Raw genomic sequence first — 20,703 nt, forward strand, 5'->3', positions numbered from 1 at the left:
TTGGGTTGGCTGACCAACCGAAACTGGGAGGGTAAATGGGCGCCTATCGGACTGTAGTGGTGGGAACCGACGGCTCGGACTCGTCAATGCGTGCGGTAGACAAGGCAGCGCAGATCGCCGGGCCGGACGCCAAGCTGATCGTCGCGTCGGCGTACCTGCCCCAGCATGAGGACGGCCGGGCCGCCGACGCCCTGCGCAACGAGAGCTACAAGGTGTCCGGCACCGCGCCGATTTACGCGATCCTGCAGGACGCCAAGGAGCGGGCGCACAAGGCCGGCGCCAAGAACGTCGAGGAGCGCCCGATCGAGGGCGCCCCGGTGGACGCGCTGGTCAAGCTGGCCGAAGACGAGAAGGCCGACCTGCTGGTCGTCGGAAACGTCGGCCTGAGCACGATCGCGGGCCGGCTGCTCGGCTCGGTGCCCGCCAACGTGTCGCGGCGCGCCAAGGTCGACGTGCTGATCGTGCACACCACGAACTAGCGTCGAGCCCGATGGGTGGCGACCCGCTTCGCCCGGCTACGCCGCGCTCGCGATCGCCACACGCCCGCCTCACCAGCCCCGCTCGCGCCATTCGCCCAGGTTGGGGCGCTCGGCGCCGAGCGTTGTGTCGTCGCCGTGGCCGGGGTAGACGACGGTGGAGTCGTCGTACACGTCGAACACCCGGGCGGTGACGTCGTCGAGCAGCTGGGTGAAGTCGCCCGGCTGCCACGTCTTGCCGACGCCGCCGGGGAACAGGCAGTCGCCGGTGAACAGCTGGGTCACCCCGCCCGTCGCGGGCCCGTCGAGGGCGAGCGCGATCGAGCCGGGCGTGTGCCCGCGCAGGTGGATGACGTCGAAGCGCAGCTCGCCGATCTGCACGGTGTCCCCGCCCGCCAGCAAACGGTCGGGTTTGACGGGCAGCGGCTCGGCGTCGATCTCGTGGGCGGCGGTGGGTGCCCCGGTGGCCGCGGCGACGGCCTGCAGCGCCTGCCAGTGGTCGAAGTGTTGGTGGCTGGTCACGATCAGCGAGACCTTCGGTGCGTGCTCCCGGATCAGGCCGATCAGCACGTCCGCGTCGTTGGCGGCGTCGATCAACAGGGTTTCGCCGGTAGCGGAACATGTCACCAGATACGCGTTGTTGTCCATGGGGCCCACCGAGGCCTTTAGGATCGTGGCGCCGGGTAGGGTCCGGCGGGCCGCGGTACCGGGGTCGACGTGTCCGGTGTAGTCGTCGCTAGGCACAACCGAGGCAGTCATAGCGGCCACGTTACTGGTCAAACGTTGCTTGTCGGTACGGGCACATAGCATGGAATGCGCCGTGCGCATACCCGCCGCAGTACGTAGAGGATTCACCGAGAGAGGGCAGCGTGGCTGACCGCCTGATCATCAAGGGCGCCCGCGAACACAACCTGCGTGGCGTCGACCTCGACCTGCCCCGCGACGCGCTGATCGTCTTCACCGGGCTGTCGGGTTCGGGCAAATCGTCGCTGGCGTTCGACACCATCTTCGCCGAGGGCCAGCGCCGGTACGTGGAGTCGCTGTCGGCCTATGCGCGGCAGTTCCTGGGGCAGATGGACAAGCCGGACGTCGATTTCATCGAGGGACTGTCCCCGGCGGTGTCGATCGACCAGAAGTCGACCAACCGCAACCCGAGGTCGACCGTCGGGACCATCACCGAGGTGTATGACTACCTGCGGCTGCTCTACGCGCGCGCCGGCACCCCGCACTGCCCGGTCTGCGGTGAGCGGATCGCCCGCCAGACGCCCCAGCAAATCGTCGACCAGGTGCTGGCGATGCCGGAGGGCACCCGTTTCCTGGTGCTCGCGCCGGTGGTGCGCACCCGCAAGGGCGAGTTCGCCGACCTGTTCGAGAAGCTGAACGCGCAGGGCTACAGCCGGGTGCGGGTCGACGGCGTGGTGCATCCGCTGACCGACCCGCCCAAGCTGAAGAAGCAGGAGAAGCACGACATCGAGGTGGTGGTGGACCGCCTCACCGTCAAGGCCAGCGCCAAGCAGCGGCTCACCGACTCGGTGGAGACCGCGCTCAACCTGGCCGACGGCATCGTCGTGCTGGAGTTCGTCGACCACGAGCACGACGCCCACAATCGTGAGCAGCGGTTCTCCGAGAAGCTGGCCTGCCCCAACGGCCACGCGCTAGCGGTCGACGACCTGGAGCCGCGTTCGTTCTCGTTCAACTCGCCCTACGGCGCCTGCCCCGAGTGCACCGGCCTGGGCATCCGCAAGGAGGTCGACCCCGACCTGGTGGTGCCCGACCCCGAGCGCACGCTGGCCGAGGGCGCGGTGGCGCCGTGGTCCACCGGCCACACCGCCGAGTACTTCACCCGGATGATGGCCGGCCTCGGCGAGGAGATGGGCTTCGACGTCGACACGCCGTGGCGCAAGCTGCCGCCCAAGGCGCGCAAGGCGATCCTCGAGGGCTGCGACCACCAGGTGCACGTGCGCTACCGCAACCGGTATGGCCGAACCCGTTCCTACTACGCCGATTTCGAGGGTGTGCTGGCGTTCCTGCAACGCAAGATGGCCCAGACCGAATCCGAGCAGATGAAGGAACGCTACGAGGGCTTCATGCGTGACGTGCCCTGCCCGGAGTGCGAGGGCACCCGGCTCAAGCCGGAGATCCTGGCGGTGACGCTCGCCGCGGGCCGGCACGGCAAGAAGTCCATCGCCGAGGTGTCCGAGCTGTCGATCTCGGACTGCTCGGACTTCCTGAACGCCCTCACCCTGGGCCCGCGCGAACAGGCGATCGCAGGCCAGGTGCTCAAGGAAATCCAATCGCGGCTGGGCTTTCTGCTCGACGTCGGGCTGGACTACCTGTCGCTGTCGCGCGCCGCGGCCACGCTGTCCGGTGGTGAGGCGCAACGCATCCGGCTGGCCACCCAGATCGGGTCCGGCCTGGTGGGCGTGCTGTACGTGCTCGACGAGCCGTCCATCGGCCTGCACCAGCGTGACAACCGGCGCCTCATCGAAACCCTCACGCGGCTAAGGGATTTGGGCAATACCCTGATCGTCGTCGAGCACGACGAGGACACCATCGCGCACGCGGACTGGATCGTCGACATCGGTCCCCGCGCCGGTGAGCACGGCGGCCAGATCGTGCACAGCGGCACCTACGCCGAGCTGCTGGCCAACAAGGACTCGATCACCGGCGCCTTCCTGTCGGGCAAGGAGGCCATCGAGATGCCGGCGATCCGGCGTCCGACAGACCGCAAGCGCCAGCTCACCGTCGTCGGCGCCCGCGAGCACAACCTGCGCGGCATCGACGTCTCGTTCCCGCTCGGCGTGCTCACCTCGGTGACGGGGGTGTCCGGCTCCGGCAAGTCCACGCTGGTCAACGACATCCTGGCCACGGTGCTGGCCAACCGGCTCAACGGCGCCCGGCTGGTGCCGGGGCGGCACACCCGGGTGACGGGCCTGGACCACCTGGACAAGCTGGTGCGGGTGGACCAGTCGCCGATCGGGCGCACGCCGCGGTCCAACCCGGCCACCTACACCGGGGTGTTCGACAAGATCCGCACCCTGTTCGCGGCCACCACCGAGGCGAAAGTCCGTGGCTATCAACCGGGCCGGTTCTCGTTCAACGTCAAGGGCGGCCGCTGCGAGGCGTGCACGGGCGACGGCACCATCAAGATCGAGATGAACTTCCTGCCCGACGTCTACGTGCCGTGCGAGGTGTGCCATGGCGCACGCTACAACCGCGAAACGCTGGAGGTGCACTACAAGGGCAAGACCATCTCCGAGGTGCTGGACATGTCGATCGAGGAGGCGGCGGACTTCTTCGAGCCGATCACCGGCATCCACCGCTACCTGCGCACGCTGGTCGACGTCGGTCTCGGCTACGTCCGGCTGGGCCAGCCCGCGCCGACGCTGTCCGGGGGTGAGGCGCAGCGCGTCAAGCTGGCCGCCGAACTGCAGAAGCGCTCGACCGGGCGGACCATCTACATCCTCGACGAGCCCACCACCGGCCTGCATTTCGACGACATCCGCAAGCTGCTCAGCGTCATCAACGGCCTGGTGGACAAGGGCAACACCGTGATCGTGATCGAGCACAACCTGGACGTCATCAAGACGTCGGACTGGATCGTCGACATGGGGCCCGAGGGCGGGGCCGAGGGCGGAACCGTGGTGGCCGAGGGCACCCCGGAGGACATCGCGGCCGTGCCGGAGAGCTACACCGGCAAGTTCCTCGCCGAGGTCATCGGCCGCGCCGCGCCGCCGCGGCGGTCGACCCGGCGACGCAAGGTGACCGCCTGATCGGCTCTCAGCCCGGGATTTTCGCCGCCATCTGGTTGGCGATCTGCCTGCCCTGGTTGATGATTCCGGGCGCGCAGGCGTTGACATCGAGCACGACGTTCGACACCGCCGACAGGACGTGCTGGCACACCACCGGGCTGTTGGCCAGCGTGTGCTGCAGGGCGATGTTGGGCGGATTGCCGCTGATCTGACCGAAGGTCCATTCGAGCGGGGCCTTGTCGGCGGGCTGGGTCACCGTCTTGCCCCCGCAATCCCGCCATTGCGGCCACTGGTCGGTCACGAATTTGCGGGCCTGGTCGGCGGTGGCGAAGATCACCGCGCCCTGGACCACGACGTAGGCCGGTTTGCTCTGCGGCTTCTTCATCAGCTGGGCCAGCGTCGCGGTGTAGCCGCTGCTCTTGTACGTCCGGGTCTGGAACCCCATCAGCGCGCCCAGGCACTTCTCGTCCGACAGCGTGTTGTCGGGGCCGGGGTCGGTCATCTCCGTCACGCTGTGGTCGACGACGATGCCGGTGGTGCCGATGAGGACGTTGACCTGGTCGACCGGCAGCAGCAGCGAATCCAGTTGTGCGGGACCAACTATGGGCGCCGTGCTGGTGGTCACCGCGCTCGCGGTCGAGGTCGCTTCGGTCGGGCTCGTCGTGGTGGGGTTGTCGGGTTGCGTGGCCGAGGACCTGTCTACCGCCAACCACACCCCGGTGCCCGCGATGACGGCGACGACGAGCGCGAGGGCGCCGATGACCAGGCCCAGCCTGCGCCTGGGTGGCGCGGGTGGCGCCCAGGGCGGCGGGGTGGGGAACCACGTCGGGGGTGGCGGCGCGAAATGGCGGCTGTGCTGGATCAATTCGGTCGCCTCGCGTTGATCCGGCGTGCTGAGCGCGTGCAGGGCCGCCTTCGCCAGATCGCCCGCGGTGAGGTATCGGGCGCCCGGGTCCTTGGCCATCCCGCGGGCGATCACCTCGTCGAACGCCGCGGGCACGGCGGGGTTTCGCTGGCTCGGGCGGGGGACCGGCTGCGCCAGGTGTGCGGCCATCAGGCTGCTGAGGCTGGTCGTCTGGAACGGCCTTGTGCCCGTGAGGCATTCGAAAAGCAGGCAGGCGAGGGCGTAGATGTCGACGCGGTAGGTGGGGTCGTCGTTGCCGAATCGCTCGGGCGCCATGTAGTTCCAGCTGCCGATGGCGGCGCCGGTCTTGGTCACCCGCTCGTCGGTGGCCGCGGCGGCGATGCCGAAGTCGACCAGGTAGGCGAAGTCGCCCTCGGCGAGCAGGATGTTCTCGGGTTTGATGTCGCGATGAATGACTCCGGCGCGGTGCGCGGCATCGAGCGCGGCGGCGACCTGTTCGACGATCGCGACGGCGCGCGGTGGCGGCAGCGGCCCCGTGCGGCTCAGCACCGTGCCCAGGTCACGCCCCTCGATGAGGCGCATGTCGATGAACACCTGGCCGTCGACCTCGCCGAAATCGTGGATCGGCACGATGTGCGGTTCCTGCAGCCGGCCCGCCGTCCGGGCCTCGCGCTGCATGCGCCGGCGGAAGGAGTCGTCCGAGCTCACCTGCTCGGACATCAGTTTCAGCGCCACCACCCGGTCCTTGACGGTGTCGTAGGCCTCGTAGACCTCGCCCATCCCGCCGCGGCCCAACAACCGCCGCAACTGGTAGGGCCCAAACCGGCTCCCGATCCGCGAACCCGGCCGCGTTTCACTCATCGACGTCCCCCCGACGCCAAGCCGACTTCCTAGCCTTCGTCCGCGTGCATCGACTCGCGGATCTGGGCCAACCGTTCGGCGGCGGCGCGCTCCCGCTCGTCGTATTGCTCGGCGACCGAACGGCCCTCGGGGGATTCGGCGTCCAATTCCGCGCCGCCCACCGCCGTCGCGTAGCGGTTCTCGATCTTCTCGCGCACGGACTCGAAGGTCGGTACGCCCGCGCTGTCGTACCCGGGATCGGGCGCGGTGGTGCCGGGCGTTGCTGGTTCGTCGCGCATGGTCGCTACGCTACTGAAGCCCGTCGCTCGCGCTGCAGATACCGCACCATTTGCTCCCAGTACACCAGCGTCAGCGCCATCTGGATCGCGATGGCCGTGGCCGCCGGCAGTGCCCGCCGGCGCCATGCGGCGACGACGGCGCCCAGCGCGGCCACCGACGTCAGCGCGCTGACCGCCATGGCCGCGTCGCGGGGACGGCGGCTGATCCACAACTCCTCGCCCAGCATCGCCCGCGTCGACCACGCCCGCCGGTGCGCCGGCTTGCCGAACACGAACGGATTCACGGCCAGCCACAACGCAATCCACGCCGCGTCGCGCCAGCGCCGCGTCCACACCGGCACCACGATCAACGGGGTGCTCGCCCAACGGGTCCAGGCGCTCCACGGGTTGCAGTGCCGCGCAAAGACGGCACGCCGAACGCGCGCGACGATGGGCACCGGCGGCTACCGCCGGGCGGGGTTGGACCGGTCGGCCGGGACGACGACCGGGGTGGTGAGCGCGGGCGGGGCGGTGCCGGGCAACGCGGTCCGCGGAATGCCCGGCGTGCCCAGCCGGCCGGCCAGCCACGGCAGCGCGGCGGCGAAGGCCCGGTCGGCGAAGGGCCAGTCGTGCTTGCCGGGCTGCGCCAGCACCGCGCAGTCGATGCCGTTTGCGCGCCCGAGCGCACACAGCGAGTAGGCGGCCGCGGTCTGGTTGCCCGGGTCGGCGGCGGCCTCCCGGCCGGCCAGGCGGATCGCGCCGCTGTCGGTCATCATCGGGTCGTGGCGCGCCGCCGGCGGCCCGTCCGCGGAGATCGCGAACCAGCCCGCCACGTCGCTGTACGGCCCGTGCCGGCTGATCACCGTGGTCGGGTCGAAAGCCGCCCAGGCGTCGGCGTTTCCGCCGAACAGCCGGGCGATGGTCTGCGCCTTGGTGCCGGCGTTGGGGAAGAAGTCGCCGGCGACGTCGACGAACGCGCTGAACATGTCGGGGTGCATGACCGTCAGGTCGACGGCGCAGGTCCCACCCATCGACCAGCCGGCGACGCCCCAGTTGGTTCGGTCGTGGCTCACGCCGAACTTCGAAACCATATACGGCACAACGTCTTTGGTCAGATGGTCGGCGGCGTTACCGCGGGCGCCGTTGACGCATTCGGTGTCGTTGTTGAACGCGCCGCCGGAGTCGACGAACACCAGCACCGGCGCCTTGCCGTCGTGGGCGGCCGCGAAGTCGTCGATCGTCTTGACCGCGTTGCCCGCGCGGGTCCAGTCCGCGGGGGTGTTGAACTGGCCCCCGATCATCATGACCGTCGGCAGGGCCGGCGGCGGGTTGCTGGTGAACCATTCGGGCGGCAGGTAAACCAGCTCACCGCGATGCTTGAAATGCGATGCGTCCGCCGGTATCGCCACCGGAACCACGCTGCCGTGCGGCGGACGCGCCCGCTTGGCGGCCATCGCGATCACGGTCGCCGGGTCGGTCTGGTCGGGCAGGGGACCGGAGGTGAGCTGGTTCCACGCCGCCTGCACGGTGGGGAAGTAGCCGACCCACAGGTTGAGCACCAGCGCGGCGCACAGCGCGCACAACGGCACGGCCAGCAGCCCGGCCCCGCGCCGCCAGCGGCGCGCGCCGCGCCAGCCCAGGACCAGCGCCGCCCCCGCCGTCCCGGTCAACGCGATCCAGACCCACAGCGCGGCCGGCGCGGGGTCGTCGGACAGGCCGCGGTCGACGATGTACCAGTGCGTGAGGTAGGCCGCGGCGGCACCGGTCAGCGCAGCTCCCGGCAACCACACCGTCCGCCACCGGCGCGACCGCCAGCCGACGGCGAGCGCGAGCACCACCGCGGTGAACACCTGGATCGTGGTGGGCAGCCAGCCGTGCATCAGCGACGTGTGACTACTTGCCAGCAACTGCGTCGTGGCGTTGGTCGTCGACGCGGTCACGGCATTCATTGTGATCTATTGTTAACCCCCCTGGAACATATTCACCGAATGTTCGCCCTGGGACGGCCCGCGCGTCCGGGGCCGATCAATGGGGCTTGGCCAGCGGAAATGGCAGCGTCTCGCGGATGCTGCGGCCGGTTATGAGCATGACGAGCCGATCGATGCCCATGCCGAGCCCGCCGGTGGGCGGCATCGCGTACTCCATGGCCTGCAGGAAGTCCTCGTCGAGCTCCATCGCCTCCGGGTCGCCCCCGGCGGCCAGCAGCGACTGCTCCTGCAGGCGGCGCCGCTGTTCCACCGGATCGGTGAGCTCGCTGTAGGCGGTCCCCAGCTCGACCCCCCACGCCACCAGGTCCCACCGTTCGGCGACGCCGCGCCGGCTGCGGTGCGGCCGGGTCAGGGGCGAGACGGACGTGGGGAAGTCGATGTAGAACGTCGGCCCCTCGGTGCGGTCCTCGACCAGGTGCTCGTAGAGCTCCAGCACCACGGCGCCGGCGTCCCAGTGCGCCCGGTACGGAATGTGGGCGGCGTCGGACAGCTTGCGCAGCACGGACAACGGGGTGTCCGGATCGACGCGTTCCCCGAGCGCCTCGGACACGGCGTCGTGCACGGTTTTCACCGGCCAGGTCCCGGAGATGTCGACCGGCTGCAGGCGGCCGTCGGCGCCGTCACCGCGCAGGACGGTCTGCTCCCCGTTGGCGGCCTGCGCCGCGTTCTGGATCAGCTCGCGGCAGCCGTCGATCCAGACCAGGTAGTCGGCGTGCGCCTGGTAGGCCTCCAGCAGGGTGAACTCCGGGTTGTGGCTGAAGTCGACCCCCTCGTTGCGGAAGGCCCGGCCCAGCTCGAACACCCGCTCCACCCCGCCGACGCACAGCCGCTTGAGGTAGAGCTCCGGCGCGATGCGCAGAAACAGGTTCATGTCGTAGGTGTTGATGTGGGTGACGAACGGCCGGGCGGTGGCCCCGCCGTGGATCTGCTGCAGGATCGGCGTCTCGACCTCGATGAACCCCTTGGCGAACAACGTCTCCCGGACCGAGCGCAGGACGCTGGCCCGCGCCGTGATCAGCTCGCGCGACTCGGGATTGACCGCCAGGTCCACGTAGCGGGTGCGCACCCGCGCCTCGGGGTCGGTCAACCCGTTCCACTTGTTCGGCAGCGGCCGCAGGCACTTGCCGATCATCCGCCAGTCGCGCACGATCAACGAGCGGGTGCCGTTCTTGGAATAGCCCATGTGCCCGGTCACCTCGACCAGGTCGCCGAGATCGATGGCCGCGGTGAAATCCGCGTTCCGGCCGCGCTCCAGGCGTGAATTGTCCAGCAGCACTTGCAATTCGCCCGACCAGTCCCGCAGCTGGGCGAACAGCACCCCGCCGTAGTCGCGGATCCGCAGTATCCGGCCCGACACCGACACGGGTTCCTGGTCGTCCGCGTCCAGCGCCCTGGCGACGGTGTGGCTGGGCGGAGAGCCCACCGGGTAGGCGTCAATACCGTTGCGCCGCAATATCTTCAGCTTGGCCAGCCGCACCCGCACCTGCTCGGGCAGCCGGGCCCAGGACTCCTCTTGCTCCGCGTCGTCGCGGCGTTGCTGCAACTCGCTGACGTCGGGGGCGGAGCCGTCGTGGTGCAGCAGGCCCGACTCCGCCAGCCGCTGGGGCACGGCGGGGTGGTGTCCGGTGTGCACGCGCTCGCGCCGGGTGAACGGGAGCACCAGGAAGCCCTCGGCGATCACCGACGCGACGCCGACCCGGGGGATCAGCCGGGCGTCCTCGTAGCAGGCGTAGCGCGGAACCCAATCGGGTTGGTACTTCATGTTCGAGCGGTACAGCGTCTCCAGCTGCCACCACCGCGAGAAGAACAGCAGCAGCCCCCGCCACAACCGCGCGACCGGGCCCGCGCCGAGCTGGGCGCCCTGCTCGAACGCCGAGCGGAACATCGCGAAGTTCAGCGAAATGCGGCTGATGCCAAGGTTTTCGGCGGTCAGGGCGAGCTCGCTGACCATCAGCTCGATGGTGCCGTTGGGCGACTGCGGGGATCGGCGCATCAAGTCCAGGGAGACGCCGGTGGTGCCCCACGGCACCAGCGACAGCATCGCCACCACGGCGCCGTCGCGGTCCATCGCCTCGACCAGCAGGCAGTCCCCGTCGGCCGGGTCGCCGAGCCGGCCCAGCGCCATGGAGAAGCCCCGCTCGGTCTGGGTGTCGCGCCAGGCGTCGGCGCGGGTGATGGTCTGGGCCATCTCCTCGGCGGAGATGTCGCGGTGCCGCCGGATCCGCACCGTCAGCCCGGCGCGGCGGGCCCGGGTGACGGCCTGGCGCACCCCGCGCATGTCGGGTCCGGACAGCTTGAAGTCGGCGGTCCGCAGGATCGCCTCGTCGCCCAGCTCGAGCGCGTTCAGCCCGGCTTCCCGATAGACCCGCGCGCCCTGCGTGCTGGCGCCCATGACCCCCGGCGCCCAACCGTACGTCTGGCACAGCCCCAGCCACGCGTCGATGGCCTGCGGCCAGGCCCGCGGGTCGCCGATCGGGTCGCCGCTGGCCAGGCACACGCCCACCTCGACGCGGTAGGTGATGGCGGCGCGGCCGCTCTGGGCGAACACCACCGACTTGTCGCGGCGGGTCGCGAAGTAGCCGAGCGAGTCGTTCTTGCCCCACAGCTCGAGCAGGCCGCGGATGGCGGACTCGTCCTCGCCCGTCAGCGCGTTCTCGGCGCGCTGGGACTGGAACAGCACGATGGTCGCCATGATCAGCGCCAGCGCGCCGGTCAGGCCGAAGATCGCGTTGAGGAAGACGTGCGGCTTGCCGGTGAACAGGTCCGGGTCGGCCAGCGCGAAGCCGACCACCCGGTTGGCGACGTAGGGCAGGCGGTCCTGGCGCGCCAGCGTTCCCGGCCACAGTTCCACCAGTCCCCAGGACACCAGGATCCCGATCACGTCGCCGGCCACCAGCACCGCGGCCGCTTTGACCAGCGCGCCCTTGCGGACCTTGGCCCAGAACTCCCGGTAGGCCAGCACCAGCAGCACGATCGCGACGATGTGCACCGCGAACCCGAGGTTCTCGCCGAAGGTCTCGGCCGCGGTGTTGTCACCCGCGGCGATGTCGGCGGCGTTCAGCCCCGCGGCCAGGATCATCTGGCCGAGCAGCACCAGCCAGGCGATCCGTTTGCGCGCGGTCAGGGCCGCGGCGAGCAGGGCGAGGACGAACGACCACGCGATGCTGGTGTCGGGGAAGTTGAACAGGTAGTCGTTGATGAACTCGCGAGGGACCTTGATGACCCACCGGATCAACGGGGACACGCTGGCCAGCAGCGACACGGTGGCGATGACGCCCACGATCCACCCGGCCGCCGCCGGTACCCAGCGATACCGGGAATGCGACCGGCCGCGGGGCCCCGAACGGGAGCCCGAACGAGATGAAGCGAGAGTCACAGACCGCGAGGATATGCCCTCAAACCGTGAAAAGCTTGGCGAAGCGCTAAGACTGGCCAGCAATAGTTCGCCGGGTTGCCCGAGTGTGCGGGTGGGGTCGAGGGCGAAGTGCGGAAAGCGGCCCCGTGGCTGCTAAACTGGCGTTCGCGACCATCCCGGCGAAGGCCAGGAACAGTAAGTGGAGTCCCACTCCCACCGCGGGCCACGAGAATTTCAAGGCCTGGCGGTCCGGTCACAGACATCGCGCATGTCTGTTCCGCGAGCAACGCGGGCGGCTTGACTTCAGGCCGCGATCGGTCGGCATTGGGCCCTGCGATTGCAGGGCTTTTCTGCTGGTGGTGTGGTGTTTCCGCCGCTGAACCCCCCGGAGCCGGGTCCCGGCCGCGATGCTAGGACACCTATCAGCCCAACAAGGGAGGCCCCATCAGCACTGAGACCCGCGTCAACGAGCGCATCCGCGTACCTGAAGTCAGATTGATCGGCCCCGGGGGAGAGCAGGTAGGCATAGTGCGCATCGAAGACGCACTGCGCGTCGCTGCGGACGCCGATCTCGACCTTGTCGAAGTCGCCCCGAACGCCAGACCCCCGGTCTGCAAGATCATGGACTACGGCAAGTTCAAATACGAGGCGGCGCAAAAGGCGCGCGAATCCCGCCGGAACCAGCAGCAGACCGTCGTCAAAGAGCAGAAGCTGCGACCCAAGATCGACGATCACGATTACGAGACCAAAAAGGGCCACGTGATCCGCTTTCTGGAGGCGGGTTCGAAGGTGAAGGTCACCATCATGTTCCGCGGACGCGAGCAGTCGCGGCCCGAGCTGGGCTACCGCCTGCTGCAGCGGCTGGGCGCGGACGTGGCCGAATACGGCTTCGTCGAGACGTCCGCCAAGCAGGACGGCCGGAACATGACGATGGTGCTGGCCCCGCACCGCGGCGCGAAGACCCGCGCCAGGGCGCGGCACCCCGAGGGACCCGGGGACGTCGCGGCGCCGGACGGCGATGCGGCCACCGACGCCCCTTCGCCCAACTGATCAGAGACGAACCGAGAACGAAGAGGAAACATGCCAAAAGCCAAGACCCACAGCGGGGCTTCGAAGCGGTTCCGGCGCACCGGAACCGGCAAGATCCTTCGCGAGAAAGCCAACCGCCGGCACCTGTTCGAGCACAAGCCGTCCACCCGGACTCGCCGCCTGGAGGGCCGCACCACCGTGGCGGCCAACGACACCAAGCGCGTCAAGAAGCTGCTGAACGGCTGACAGTTCGACAAGCCGAGCGGCGGCGCCGCTGCCGGCCCCGACCATTACTTAGAGAGTAGGAACACCCATGGCACGCGTGAAGCGGGCGGTCAACGCCCACAAGAAGAGGCGCAGCATTCTCAAGGCCTCGAAGGGCTATCGCGGCCAGCGTTCGCGGCTGTACCGCAAAGCCAAAGAGCAGCAGCTGCATTCGCTGAACTACGCATACCGCGACCGCCGCGCGCGCAAGGGCGAGTTCCGCAAGTTGTGGATCTCGCGGATCAACGCCGCCGCGCGCGCCAACGACATCACCTACAACCGCCTGATCCAGGGCCTCAAGGCCGCGGGCGTCGAGGTGGACCGCAAGAACCTCGCCGACATCGCGATCACCGATCCGGCGGCGTTCACCGCGCTGGTCGACGTCGCCCGGGCCGCGCTGCCCGAGGACGTCAACGCGCCTTCGGACTCCGGAGAGGCCGCCTAGCCCCTGCTGACCGAACGTTCGGCCCGGGTCGCCGCGGCGGTCAAACTGCATCGCCACGTCGGGCGCCGGCGGGCGGGGCGATTCCTGGCCGAGGGCCCAAACCTGGTCGAGGCCGCGGCCGGCCGCGGCCTGGTCCGCGACGTCTTCGTCACCGAGGCCGCCGCGCAACGGTATGCGTCTTTGCTTGGCGCGCAGCGGTTTCCGGTTCATCCGGTCACCGAACGGGCCGCCAAGGCGCTGTCCGACACCGTCACCCCCACCGGGTTGGTGGCCGTCTGCGAAATGCCGTCGACCCAACCGGCGGACGTGCTGGCCGGTTCGCCGCGGCTGATCGCGGTCGCCGTCGAAATCGGCGAGCCGGGCAACGCCGGCACGCTCATTCGCATCGCCGACGCCATGGGCGCCGACGGCGTGCTGCTCGGCGGGCACGGCGTCGACCCGTACAACGGCAAGTGCCTGCGCGCCTCGACGGGCAGCATCTTCTCGATTCCGGTCGCCTCGGCGCCCGACGTCCCGGCCGCGCTGGGTGCCCTGCGCGACGCGGGGCTGCAGGTGCTGGCGACGACGGTGGATGGCGAGACGCGCCTCGACGAGGCCAGCGAGTTGCTCGGCCGGCCGACGGCGTGGCTGTTCGGCCCCGAATCGCAGGGCCTGCCAACCGAAGTCGCGCAAGCGGCCGATCATCGCATGCGCATCCCGATGTCCGGGGGAGCCGAGAGCCTGAACGTGGCCTCGGCGGCGGCCATCTGTCTCTACCAGAGCGCGCAGGCGCTGGGCACGTTCAAGCGGCCCTGACGCGTCCCCGGGCCGGCCGCAGGCCCGCCAGCGACAGCGTCCCGTGCACCAGCGACCCGGCGCGTTCCATCAGCGCCTTGGCGGGGTCCAGCGCGGACCGGGGCCGCGGGGGAAAGTAATGCATCGGCAGCCCGCGGCGGTCGCGGGGCGGGGCCATGAACGGCGGCGCCTCCACCAACGGTGCGTCGCTGGGCAGCCGCCCCTCGGCGCGGCGGTAGGCGGCCAGCGCGCGCGGGTGCAGCCGGATCTCGTCGGGCACCGCCAGAAAGGCCAGCTCGACCAGCTTGCCGAACAGCCGCAGCAGCACCTCGTCGCCCGGTGTCCAGCGCATGCCCGCCTTCTCGCGGACCGCGGGCTCGAACAGGCCCGCCGCGATCCATCGCTGGCCGGCGACCAGCGGCTTGAACATCTGGTCCCAGATCGGCGTGGGCATCAGCACGAACTTCGGCTTGGGGATCCGGATCTGGAAGATGTCCAGCGTCGCCTGGTTGATCTCGAGCTCCTCGCGGCAAACCCGGTCCCAGTACTCGCAGAACGCCTCCCACGACGTGGGCACCGGGCGCATGCTCATCCCGTACATCCGGTACCACCGCACGTGCTCGTCGAACAGCTGCCGCTTCTCGGCCTCCGTCAGGCCGCCGCAGAAGTACTCGGCCACCTTGATCACCAACATGAAGAACGTGGCGTGCGCCCAGTAGAACGTCTCCGGATTCAGGGCGTGATAACGGCGGCCCGATGCGTCAACGCCCTTGATGGTGTGGTGATAGCTCTTGATCTGCCGCCCGGTCGCCGCGGCGCGTTCACCGTCGTACACGACGCCCATGATCGGGTACACCGAGCGCGCGACCCGCTGCAGCGGCTCGCGCAACAGGATCGAATGCTCCTCGACGCCGGCCCCCAGCTCCGGGTACATGTTCTGGATCGCCCCGATCCAGACGCCCATCATTCCCGTCCGCAGATCGCCAAAGTACTTCCAGGTCAGGGAGTCTGGCCCGAGCGGATCGTCGGATTTCCTTGGAATGGCAGTCATCTCGGCCTCCTGCGCTCACGATAACTTTGACAACGCACGTTGTCTACGATTTCCCCTCCGCGCGCCCGCAGGTGTTATCGACCTTCGATAGCGGTGTGGCGCCGCTGTGATCAGCCGATACGTTGCGAGCCGTGACACAACGGGCGGGGCCTTCGTTGCCCGCCTGCGGCGCGAGGAAATAACCTGGCCGAGTGGAACTCGCGCATCGCGATTCGGACTCGGGCGGGCCCGAAGATGTGACGGCTTCCGATCCTTCGGTGCGCGGCGCCGTGCGGTGGTGGCAGACCCGGAACCACAGCCCCGGCGCGGTGGCCTTCATCCGCCGGGCCCGGCGGCTGCTGCCCGGCGATCCCGAGTTCGGCGATCCGCTGTCGACGGCCGGCGAGGGCGGGCCGCGCGCGGCGGCCCGGGCCGCCGATCGGCTGCTGGGGGACCGCGAGGCGGTGTCGCGCGAAGTGGGCCTGGGGCTGCTGCAGGTGTGGCAGGCGCTGACCGAGTCGGTGTCCCGGCGGCCGGCCAATCCCGAGGTGACGTTGGTGTTCACCGACCTGGTCGGCTTCTCGTCGTGGTCCCTGCAGGCCGGCGACGAGGCGGCGCTCGCCCTGCTGCGTCAGGTGGCGCGGGCCATCGAGCCGCCGCTGCTGGACGCCGGCGGCCACATCGTCAAGCGGATGGGCGACGGCCTGATGGCCGTCTTCGGCGACCCCACCGTCGCGGTGCGGGCCGTGCTGGCCGCCAAGGAGGCGTTGAAGTCGGTCGAGGTGGCCGGGCACACGCCGCGGATGCGGGTCGGGATCCACACCGGGCGGCCGCAGCGGCTGGCGTCGGACTGGCTCGGTGTCGACGTCAACATCGCCGCGCGGGTGATGGAACGGGCCACCAAGGGCGGGGTGATGGTGTCAGGTTCGACACTCGATCTGATCCCGCAGAGCGAACTGGACGCGATGGGCGTCGTCGCCAAACGCGCACGTAAATCGGTTTTTGCGGGCAAAGCCACCGGCGTTCCGAACGACTTGGCGATATATCGTTTGAGGACTCATAGGGAGTTGACAGCGCCCGATCACACTTCCGAAACAAATTAGCCGACATAATGGATGCAATGTTTGGGGGCATCTTCGCCCGGCTCGCCCGGGTCCAGTTCACGGTGGGATACGTGGCGGTGCTGCTCGCCATCAGTTGCGCCATCCTGGCGCTCGGCCCGCACGCCCATGACGTGCTGGTCGAGCGGGCCAGCACCAACCTGCACAACCTGGCCCACGGCCACGTGGGCACGCTGCTGGGCAGCGCGCTGGTCGTCGACGCCGGTCCGCTGTACTTCTGGTTGCCCTTCCTGACCTGCCTGCTCGCGCTCGGCGAGCTGCACCTGCGCACCATCAGGCTGGTGGTGGCGTTCCTCGTCGGGCACATCGGCGCGACGCTGCTGGTGGCCGCCGCCCTGGCCGCGGCCGTCGAGTTCGGCTGGATGCCGGTGTCCATCACCCGGGCCAGCGATGTCGGGATGAGCTACGGCGCCCTGGCGGTGCTCGGCGCGATGACCGCGGTCATTCCCCAGCGCTGGCGGGCCGCCTGGGTCGGCTGGTGGGTGTCGGCCGGGCTCGCCTCGGCGATCATCGGCGGCGATTTCACCGACGCCGGCCATACCGCCGCCGTCGTCCTCGGCGTGCTGGTGTCCGCCCGGTTCCGCCAGCCCATCCATTGGACGCCGCTGCGGCTCGGGATGCTGGTGGCCTCGTCGGGCTTCGGCTTCCTGATCCTGGCCCATCACTGGGGCACGATGGCCGCCGCGCCCGCGTTCGGCGTCCTCGGCGCCCTGGCCGCGCACAAGCTGGTGCAGATCGTCACCGGCCGCGGCGCCGTGGTGGGCGACCCCGCGCTGAGGAGCCCGCAGCCCGTCACGACCGGCTAGGCAACCGCCGCCCTTAGGGCGAAGCGCCCGCCGGGCCACACGCACCACATCACTATGATCGGCACTTGCCGCTGGGCAACTTCGAGCCCGCCCCTCATCAGCAAGGAGAGTGTCGCCGCGTGGGTGCTCAGCCCGTCGACCTGTCACCGGACGCCCTGGCCGAGGCGGTCGGCGCCGCCCGGGAGGCGATCGCGCTCGCCGGCGACCTGGACGCGCTGGCGCGGGTGAAGACCGAGCACCTCGGCGACCGCTCCCCGCTGGCGCTGGCGCGCCAGGCGCTGGGCGGCGTCCCCAAGGAGGAGCGCGCCGACGCCGGGAAGCGGGTCAACTCCGCGCGAACCGAGGTGCAGCGCGACTACGACGCGCGGCTGGCGGCCCTGCGCGAAGAACGCGACGCGGCGGTGCTGGCCGCCGAGGGCATCGACGTCACGCTGCCGTCGAGCCGGCAGCCGGTCGGCGCCCGGCACCCGATCACCATCCTGGCCGAGCACATCGCCGACACCTTCATCGCGATGGGGTGGGAGCTCGCGGAGGGCCCCGAGGTGGAAACCGAGCAGTTCAACTTCGACGCCCTGAACTTCCCCGCGGACCACCCCGCGCGCAGCGAGCAGGACACCTTCTACATCGCGCCGGAGGATTCCCGGCAGCTGCTGCGCACCCACACGTCGCCCGTGCAGGTGCGCACGCTGCTGGCCCACGAGCTGCCGGTCTACATCATCTCGATCGGGCGCACCTTCCGCACCGACGAGCTGGACGCCACCCACACGCCGGTCTTCCATCAGGTCGAGGGGCTGGCGGTGGACCGGGGCCTGTCCATGGCGCACCTGCGCGGCACCCTGGACGCGTTCGCCCGCGCCGAGTTCGGTCCCGAGGCGCGCACCCGGATCCGTCCGCACTTCTTCCCGTTCACCGAACCCTCCGCCGAGGTCGACGTGTGGTTCGTCGGCAAGAAGGGCGGCCCCGGCTGGGTGGAGTGGGGCGGTTGCGGCATGGTGCATCCGAACGTGTTGCGGGCCGCGGGAATCGACCCGGAGGTGTACTCCGGGTTCGCCTTCGGGATGGGCCTGGAGCGCACGCTGCAGTTTCGCAACGGGATCCCGGACATGCGCGACATGGTCGAGGGCGACGTCCGGTTCTCGTTGCCGTTCGGGGTGGGGGCCTGATGCGCATCGCCTACAGCTGGTTGCGCGACGTCGTGGCCGCGGGCGCGCCCGGCTGGGACGTCGCCCCGGAGGAGCTCGAGCAAGCGCTGGTGCGGATCGGCCACGAGGTCGAGGAGGTGGTCACCCTCGGCCCGGTCGAGGGCCCACTGACCGTGGGCCGCGTCGCCGGCATCGAGGAGCTCACCGGGTTCAAGAAGCCGATCCGCGCCTGCCGGGTCGATGTCGGTGAGCCCGAGCCCCGCGACATTGTTTGCGGCGCAACCAATTTCGTCGTCGGTGACCTGGTGGTGGTGGCGCTGCCCGGCACCACGTTGCCCGGCGGCTTCGCGATCACCGCGCGCAAGACCTACGGCCGCGACTCCGACGGCATGATCTGCTCGGCGGCCGAACTCGGCTTGGGCGCGGACCATTCCGGGATCCTGGTGCTGCCGGCCGGTACCGCCGACCCGGGCGCCGACGGCGCCGCGGTGCTGGGATTGGACGACGTGGTCTTCCACCTGGCGATCACCCCCGACCGCGGCTACGGCATGTCGGTGCGCGGGTTGGCGCGGGAGATCGCCTGCGCCTACGACCTCGAGTTCGTCGACCCGGCGGACGTCAAGCAGTTGCCCGCCAACGGCGAGGCCTGGCCGTTGACCGTGCAGCCCGAAACCGGTGTCCGCCGGTTCGCCCTGCGGCCGGTGACCGGTATCGACCCGGCCGCCGTGTCGCCGTGGTGGCTGCAACGGCGGCTGCTGCTGGCCGGCATCCGCGCGACCTCGCCGGCGGTGGACGTCACCAACTACGTGATGCTCGAACTCGGCCACCCCATGCACGCCCACGACCGCGACCGCATCTCCGGGGGCCTGGCCGTGCGGTTCGCCCGGCCCGGCGAGACCGTGGTCACCCTCGACGACATCGAGCGCCGGCTCGACCCGACCGATGTCCTCATCGTCGACGACCGCGCGACCGCGGCGATCGGCGGCGTGATGGGCGCGGCCAGCACCGAGGTGCGCCCCGAATCCACCGACGTGCTGCTGGAGGCGGCGGTCTGGGACCCCGCCGCCGTATCGCGCACCCAGCGCCGACTGCACCTGCCCAGCGAGGCCGCCCGGCGCTACGAGCGCGGGGTGGACCCGGCGATCTCGGTGGCCGCGCTGGACCGGTGCGCCACCCTGCTCGTCGAGATCGCCGGGGGAGCGGTGTCGGAGAAGCTGACCGATTGGCGCGGCGAGCCCCCGACCGACGACTGGTCGCTTCCGCCGATCCACGTTCCCGCCGACCTGCCCGACCGCGTCGCCGGGGTGGCCTACCCCGCCGGGACCACCGCGCGGCGCCTGGCGCAGATCGGCGCGCTGGTGGTCGACTCCGGCGCGGCGCTCACGGTGACGCCGCCGAGCTGGCGGCCCGACCTGTTGCAGCCCGCCGACCTCGTCGAGGAGGTGCTGCGCCTCGAGGGCCTGGAGGTCATCCCGTCGGTGCTGCCCGCGGCCCCCGCGGGCCGTGGCCTCACCGCGGGGCAGAAGCGGCGCCGCGCGATCGGCAAATCGCTGGCCCAACACGGTTACGTCGAAATCCTGCCCACGCCGTTCTTGCCCGCGGGCGTGTTCGACCTGTGGGGGCTGCCGGCCGACGATCCGCGCCGCGCCACCACGCAGGTGCTCAACCCGCTGGAGGCCGACCGCCCGCACCTGGCCACCACGCTGCTGCCGGCGCTGCTGGAGGCGTTGGTGCGCAACGTGTCCCGGGGTCTGGTGGACGTCGCGCTGTACGCGCTGGCGCAGGTGGTGCAGCCGACCGACGAGACGCGCGGCGTGCGGCCCATCCCCGTGCACCGGCGACCGACGGACACCGAGATCGCCCTGTTGGACGCCTCGCTGCCCCGCCAGCCCCAGCACGTCGCGGCGGTGCTGACCGGGCTGCGCGAGCGCCGCGGCCCGTGGGGGCCCGGCCGCCGGGCCGAGGCCGCCGACGCGTTCGAGGCGGTGCGCATCGTCGCCCGCGCCAGCGGGGTCGAGGTGCGGCTGCGGGCGGCGCAGCGGCTGCCCTGGCATCCGGGCCGGTGCGCCGAGGTGCTGGTCGGGGAGACCGTGGTCGGTCACGCCGGGCAGCTGCACCCGGCGGTGATCGAACGCTCCGGGCTGCCGAAGGGCACGTGCGCCGTCGAGCTCAACCTCGACGCCATTCCCATCGCCGAGGCGTTGCCGGCGCCGAGGGTGTCGCCGTTCCCGGCGGTCTTCCAGGACGTCAGCCTGGTGGTGCCCGCGCACGTGCCGGCGCAGGCGGTGGCCGACGCCGTGCGGGAGGGCGCCGGCGAGCTGCTGGAAGACCTGCAACTGTTCGACGTCTTCACCGGCCCGCAGGTCGGGCAGGACCGCAAATCGCTGACGTTCGCCCTGCGTTTCCGCGCCCCGGACCGCACGCTGACCGAGGACGACGCCAGCGCCGCCCGGGACGCCGCGGTGCGGCGCGCCGCCGAGGCGGTCGGCGCCGAACTGCGGGCCTGAGCGCCGCTCTGGAATGGATTTGCAAAGCATT

General features: G+C 70.4%; 17 protein-coding genes. 10 read left to right on the forward strand and 7 right to left on the reverse strand.

Annotation, left to right across the window (positions count from 1 at the left end):
* Positions 1-35: 35 nt before the first annotated feature.
* Positions 36-479, forward strand: coding sequence for a universal stress protein (locus A5680_RS00510; protein WP_055402815.1), 444 nt, complete (start codon positions 36-38; stop codon positions 477-479).
* A 69-nt stretch (positions 480-548) separates the two neighbouring features.
* Here A5680_RS00510 and A5680_RS00515 read toward each other — a convergent pair whose 3' ends face one another.
* Complete coding sequence (locus tag A5680_RS00515; protein WP_067815017.1) at positions 549-1,235, reverse strand: MBL fold metallo-hydrolase; 687 nt, start codon at positions 1,233-1,235, stop codon at positions 549-551.
* Positions 1,236-1,345: 110 nt separating this feature from the next.
* On the opposite strand from A5680_RS00515, the gene uvrA reads away from it, so the two are divergent.
* The gene (gene uvrA / locus A5680_RS00520) at positions 1,346-4,249 is read left to right on the forward strand and encodes an excinuclease ABC subunit UvrA (protein WP_067815020.1); all 2,904 of its coding nucleotides are present in this window, start codon (positions 1,346-1,348) and stop codon (positions 4,247-4,249) included.
* A 7-nt stretch (positions 4,250-4,256) separates the two neighbouring features.
* On the opposite strand, the gene A5680_RS00525 is transcribed toward uvrA, so the two are convergent.
* The 5 genes from A5680_RS00525 to lysX form a co-directional block, all read right to left on the reverse strand.
* Positions 4,257-5,954 (reverse strand): serine/threonine-protein kinase PknH/PknJ, encoded by a 1,698-nt coding sequence (locus tag A5680_RS00525; protein WP_067815023.1) that lies wholly within the window; start codon positions 5,952-5,954, stop codon positions 4,257-4,259.
* A gap of 29 nt (positions 5,955-5,983) precedes the next feature.
* On the reverse strand, positions 5,984-6,232 hold the full coding sequence (locus A5680_RS00530; RefSeq protein ID WP_067815026.1) for a hypothetical protein: 249 nt from the start codon (positions 6,230-6,232) through the stop codon (positions 5,984-5,986).
* 5 nt (positions 6,233-6,237) lie between these two features.
* Complete coding sequence (locus A5680_RS00535) at positions 6,238-6,669, reverse strand: DUF6653 family protein (protein WP_055402803.1); 432 nt, start codon at positions 6,667-6,669, stop codon at positions 6,238-6,240.
* A 6-nt stretch (positions 6,670-6,675) separates the two neighbouring features.
* Positions 6,676-8,160 (reverse strand): alpha/beta hydrolase family protein, encoded by a 1,485-nt coding sequence (locus A5680_RS00540; protein WP_197499705.1) that lies wholly within the window; start codon positions 8,158-8,160, stop codon positions 6,676-6,678.
* Between the two features lie 76 nt (positions 8,161-8,236).
* The gene (gene lysX, locus A5680_RS00545) at positions 8,237-11,590 is read right to left on the reverse strand and encodes a bifunctional lysylphosphatidylglycerol synthetase/lysine--tRNA ligase LysX (protein WP_082970225.1); all 3,354 of its coding nucleotides are present in this window, start codon (positions 11,588-11,590) and stop codon (positions 8,237-8,239) included.
* A 408-nt stretch (positions 11,591-11,998) separates the two neighbouring features.
* Between lysX and infC the strand changes: the two genes are divergently transcribed.
* From infC to A5680_RS00565, 4 genes are all read left to right on the forward strand, one after another.
* Positions 11,999-12,604 (forward strand): translation initiation factor IF-3, encoded by a 606-nt coding sequence (infC, locus tag A5680_RS00550; RefSeq protein ID WP_082459830.1) that lies wholly within the window; start codon positions 11,999-12,001, stop codon positions 12,602-12,604.
* Positions 12,605-12,634: 30 nt separating this feature from the next.
* Positions 12,635-12,829, forward strand: coding sequence for a 50S ribosomal protein L35 (gene rpmI / locus A5680_RS00555; RefSeq protein WP_055402798.1), 195 nt, complete (start codon positions 12,635-12,637; stop codon positions 12,827-12,829).
* A 67-nt stretch (positions 12,830-12,896) separates the two neighbouring features.
* Positions 12,897-13,292 (forward strand): 50S ribosomal protein L20, encoded by a 396-nt coding sequence (gene rplT / locus A5680_RS00560; RefSeq protein ID WP_046184507.1) that lies wholly within the window; start codon positions 12,897-12,899, stop codon positions 13,290-13,292.
* A gap of 3 nt (positions 13,293-13,295) precedes the next feature.
* Entirely contained in the window at positions 13,296-14,087 is a 792-nt protein-coding gene (locus A5680_RS00565; RefSeq protein WP_067815033.1) for an RNA methyltransferase, read from the forward strand.
* Here A5680_RS00565 and A5680_RS00570 read toward each other — a convergent pair.
* Positions 14,074-15,117, reverse strand: a complete 1,044-nt coding sequence (locus A5680_RS00570; protein WP_067815039.1) for an oxygenase MpaB family protein — start codon at positions 15,115-15,117, stop codon at positions 14,074-14,076. The genes A5680_RS00565 and A5680_RS00570 overlap by 14 nt on opposite strands.
* A 191-nt stretch (positions 15,118-15,308) precedes the next feature.
* Here A5680_RS00570 and A5680_RS00575 point away from each other — a divergent pair, with 191 nt between their 5' ends.
* The 4 genes from A5680_RS00575 to pheT all read left to right on the forward strand — a co-directional run bounded on the left by A5680_RS00575 (position 15,309) and on the right by pheT (position 20,672).
* Positions 15,309-16,199 (forward strand): adenylate/guanylate cyclase domain-containing protein, encoded by an 891-nt coding sequence (locus A5680_RS00575; RefSeq protein WP_067815041.1) that lies wholly within the window; start codon positions 15,309-15,311, stop codon positions 16,197-16,199.
* Positions 16,200-16,216: 17 nt separating this feature from the next.
* A complete protein-coding gene (locus tag A5680_RS00580; RefSeq protein WP_055402790.1) occupies positions 16,217-17,023 on the forward strand; it encodes a rhomboid-like protein in 807 nt (268 codons plus the stop codon).
* A 119-nt stretch (positions 17,024-17,142) separates the two neighbouring features.
* Entirely contained in the window at positions 17,143-18,186 is a 1,044-nt protein-coding gene (gene pheS, locus A5680_RS00585; RefSeq protein WP_067815043.1) for a phenylalanine--tRNA ligase subunit alpha, read from the forward strand.
* The gene (pheT, locus tag A5680_RS00590; RefSeq protein ID WP_067815045.1) at positions 18,186-20,672 is read left to right on the forward strand and encodes a phenylalanine--tRNA ligase subunit beta; all 2,487 of its coding nucleotides are present in this window, start codon (positions 18,186-18,188) and stop codon (positions 20,670-20,672) included. The genes pheS and pheT overlap by 1 nt, the downstream gene beginning before the upstream one ends.
* The last annotated feature ends 31 nt before the right edge of the window (positions 20,673-20,703 follow it).

The sequence above is a fragment of the Mycobacterium sp. E2989 genome (assembly GCF_001667595.1).
In the GTDB taxonomy this organism is placed as follows: Bacteria; Actinomycetota; Actinomycetes; order Mycobacteriales; family Mycobacteriaceae; genus Mycobacterium.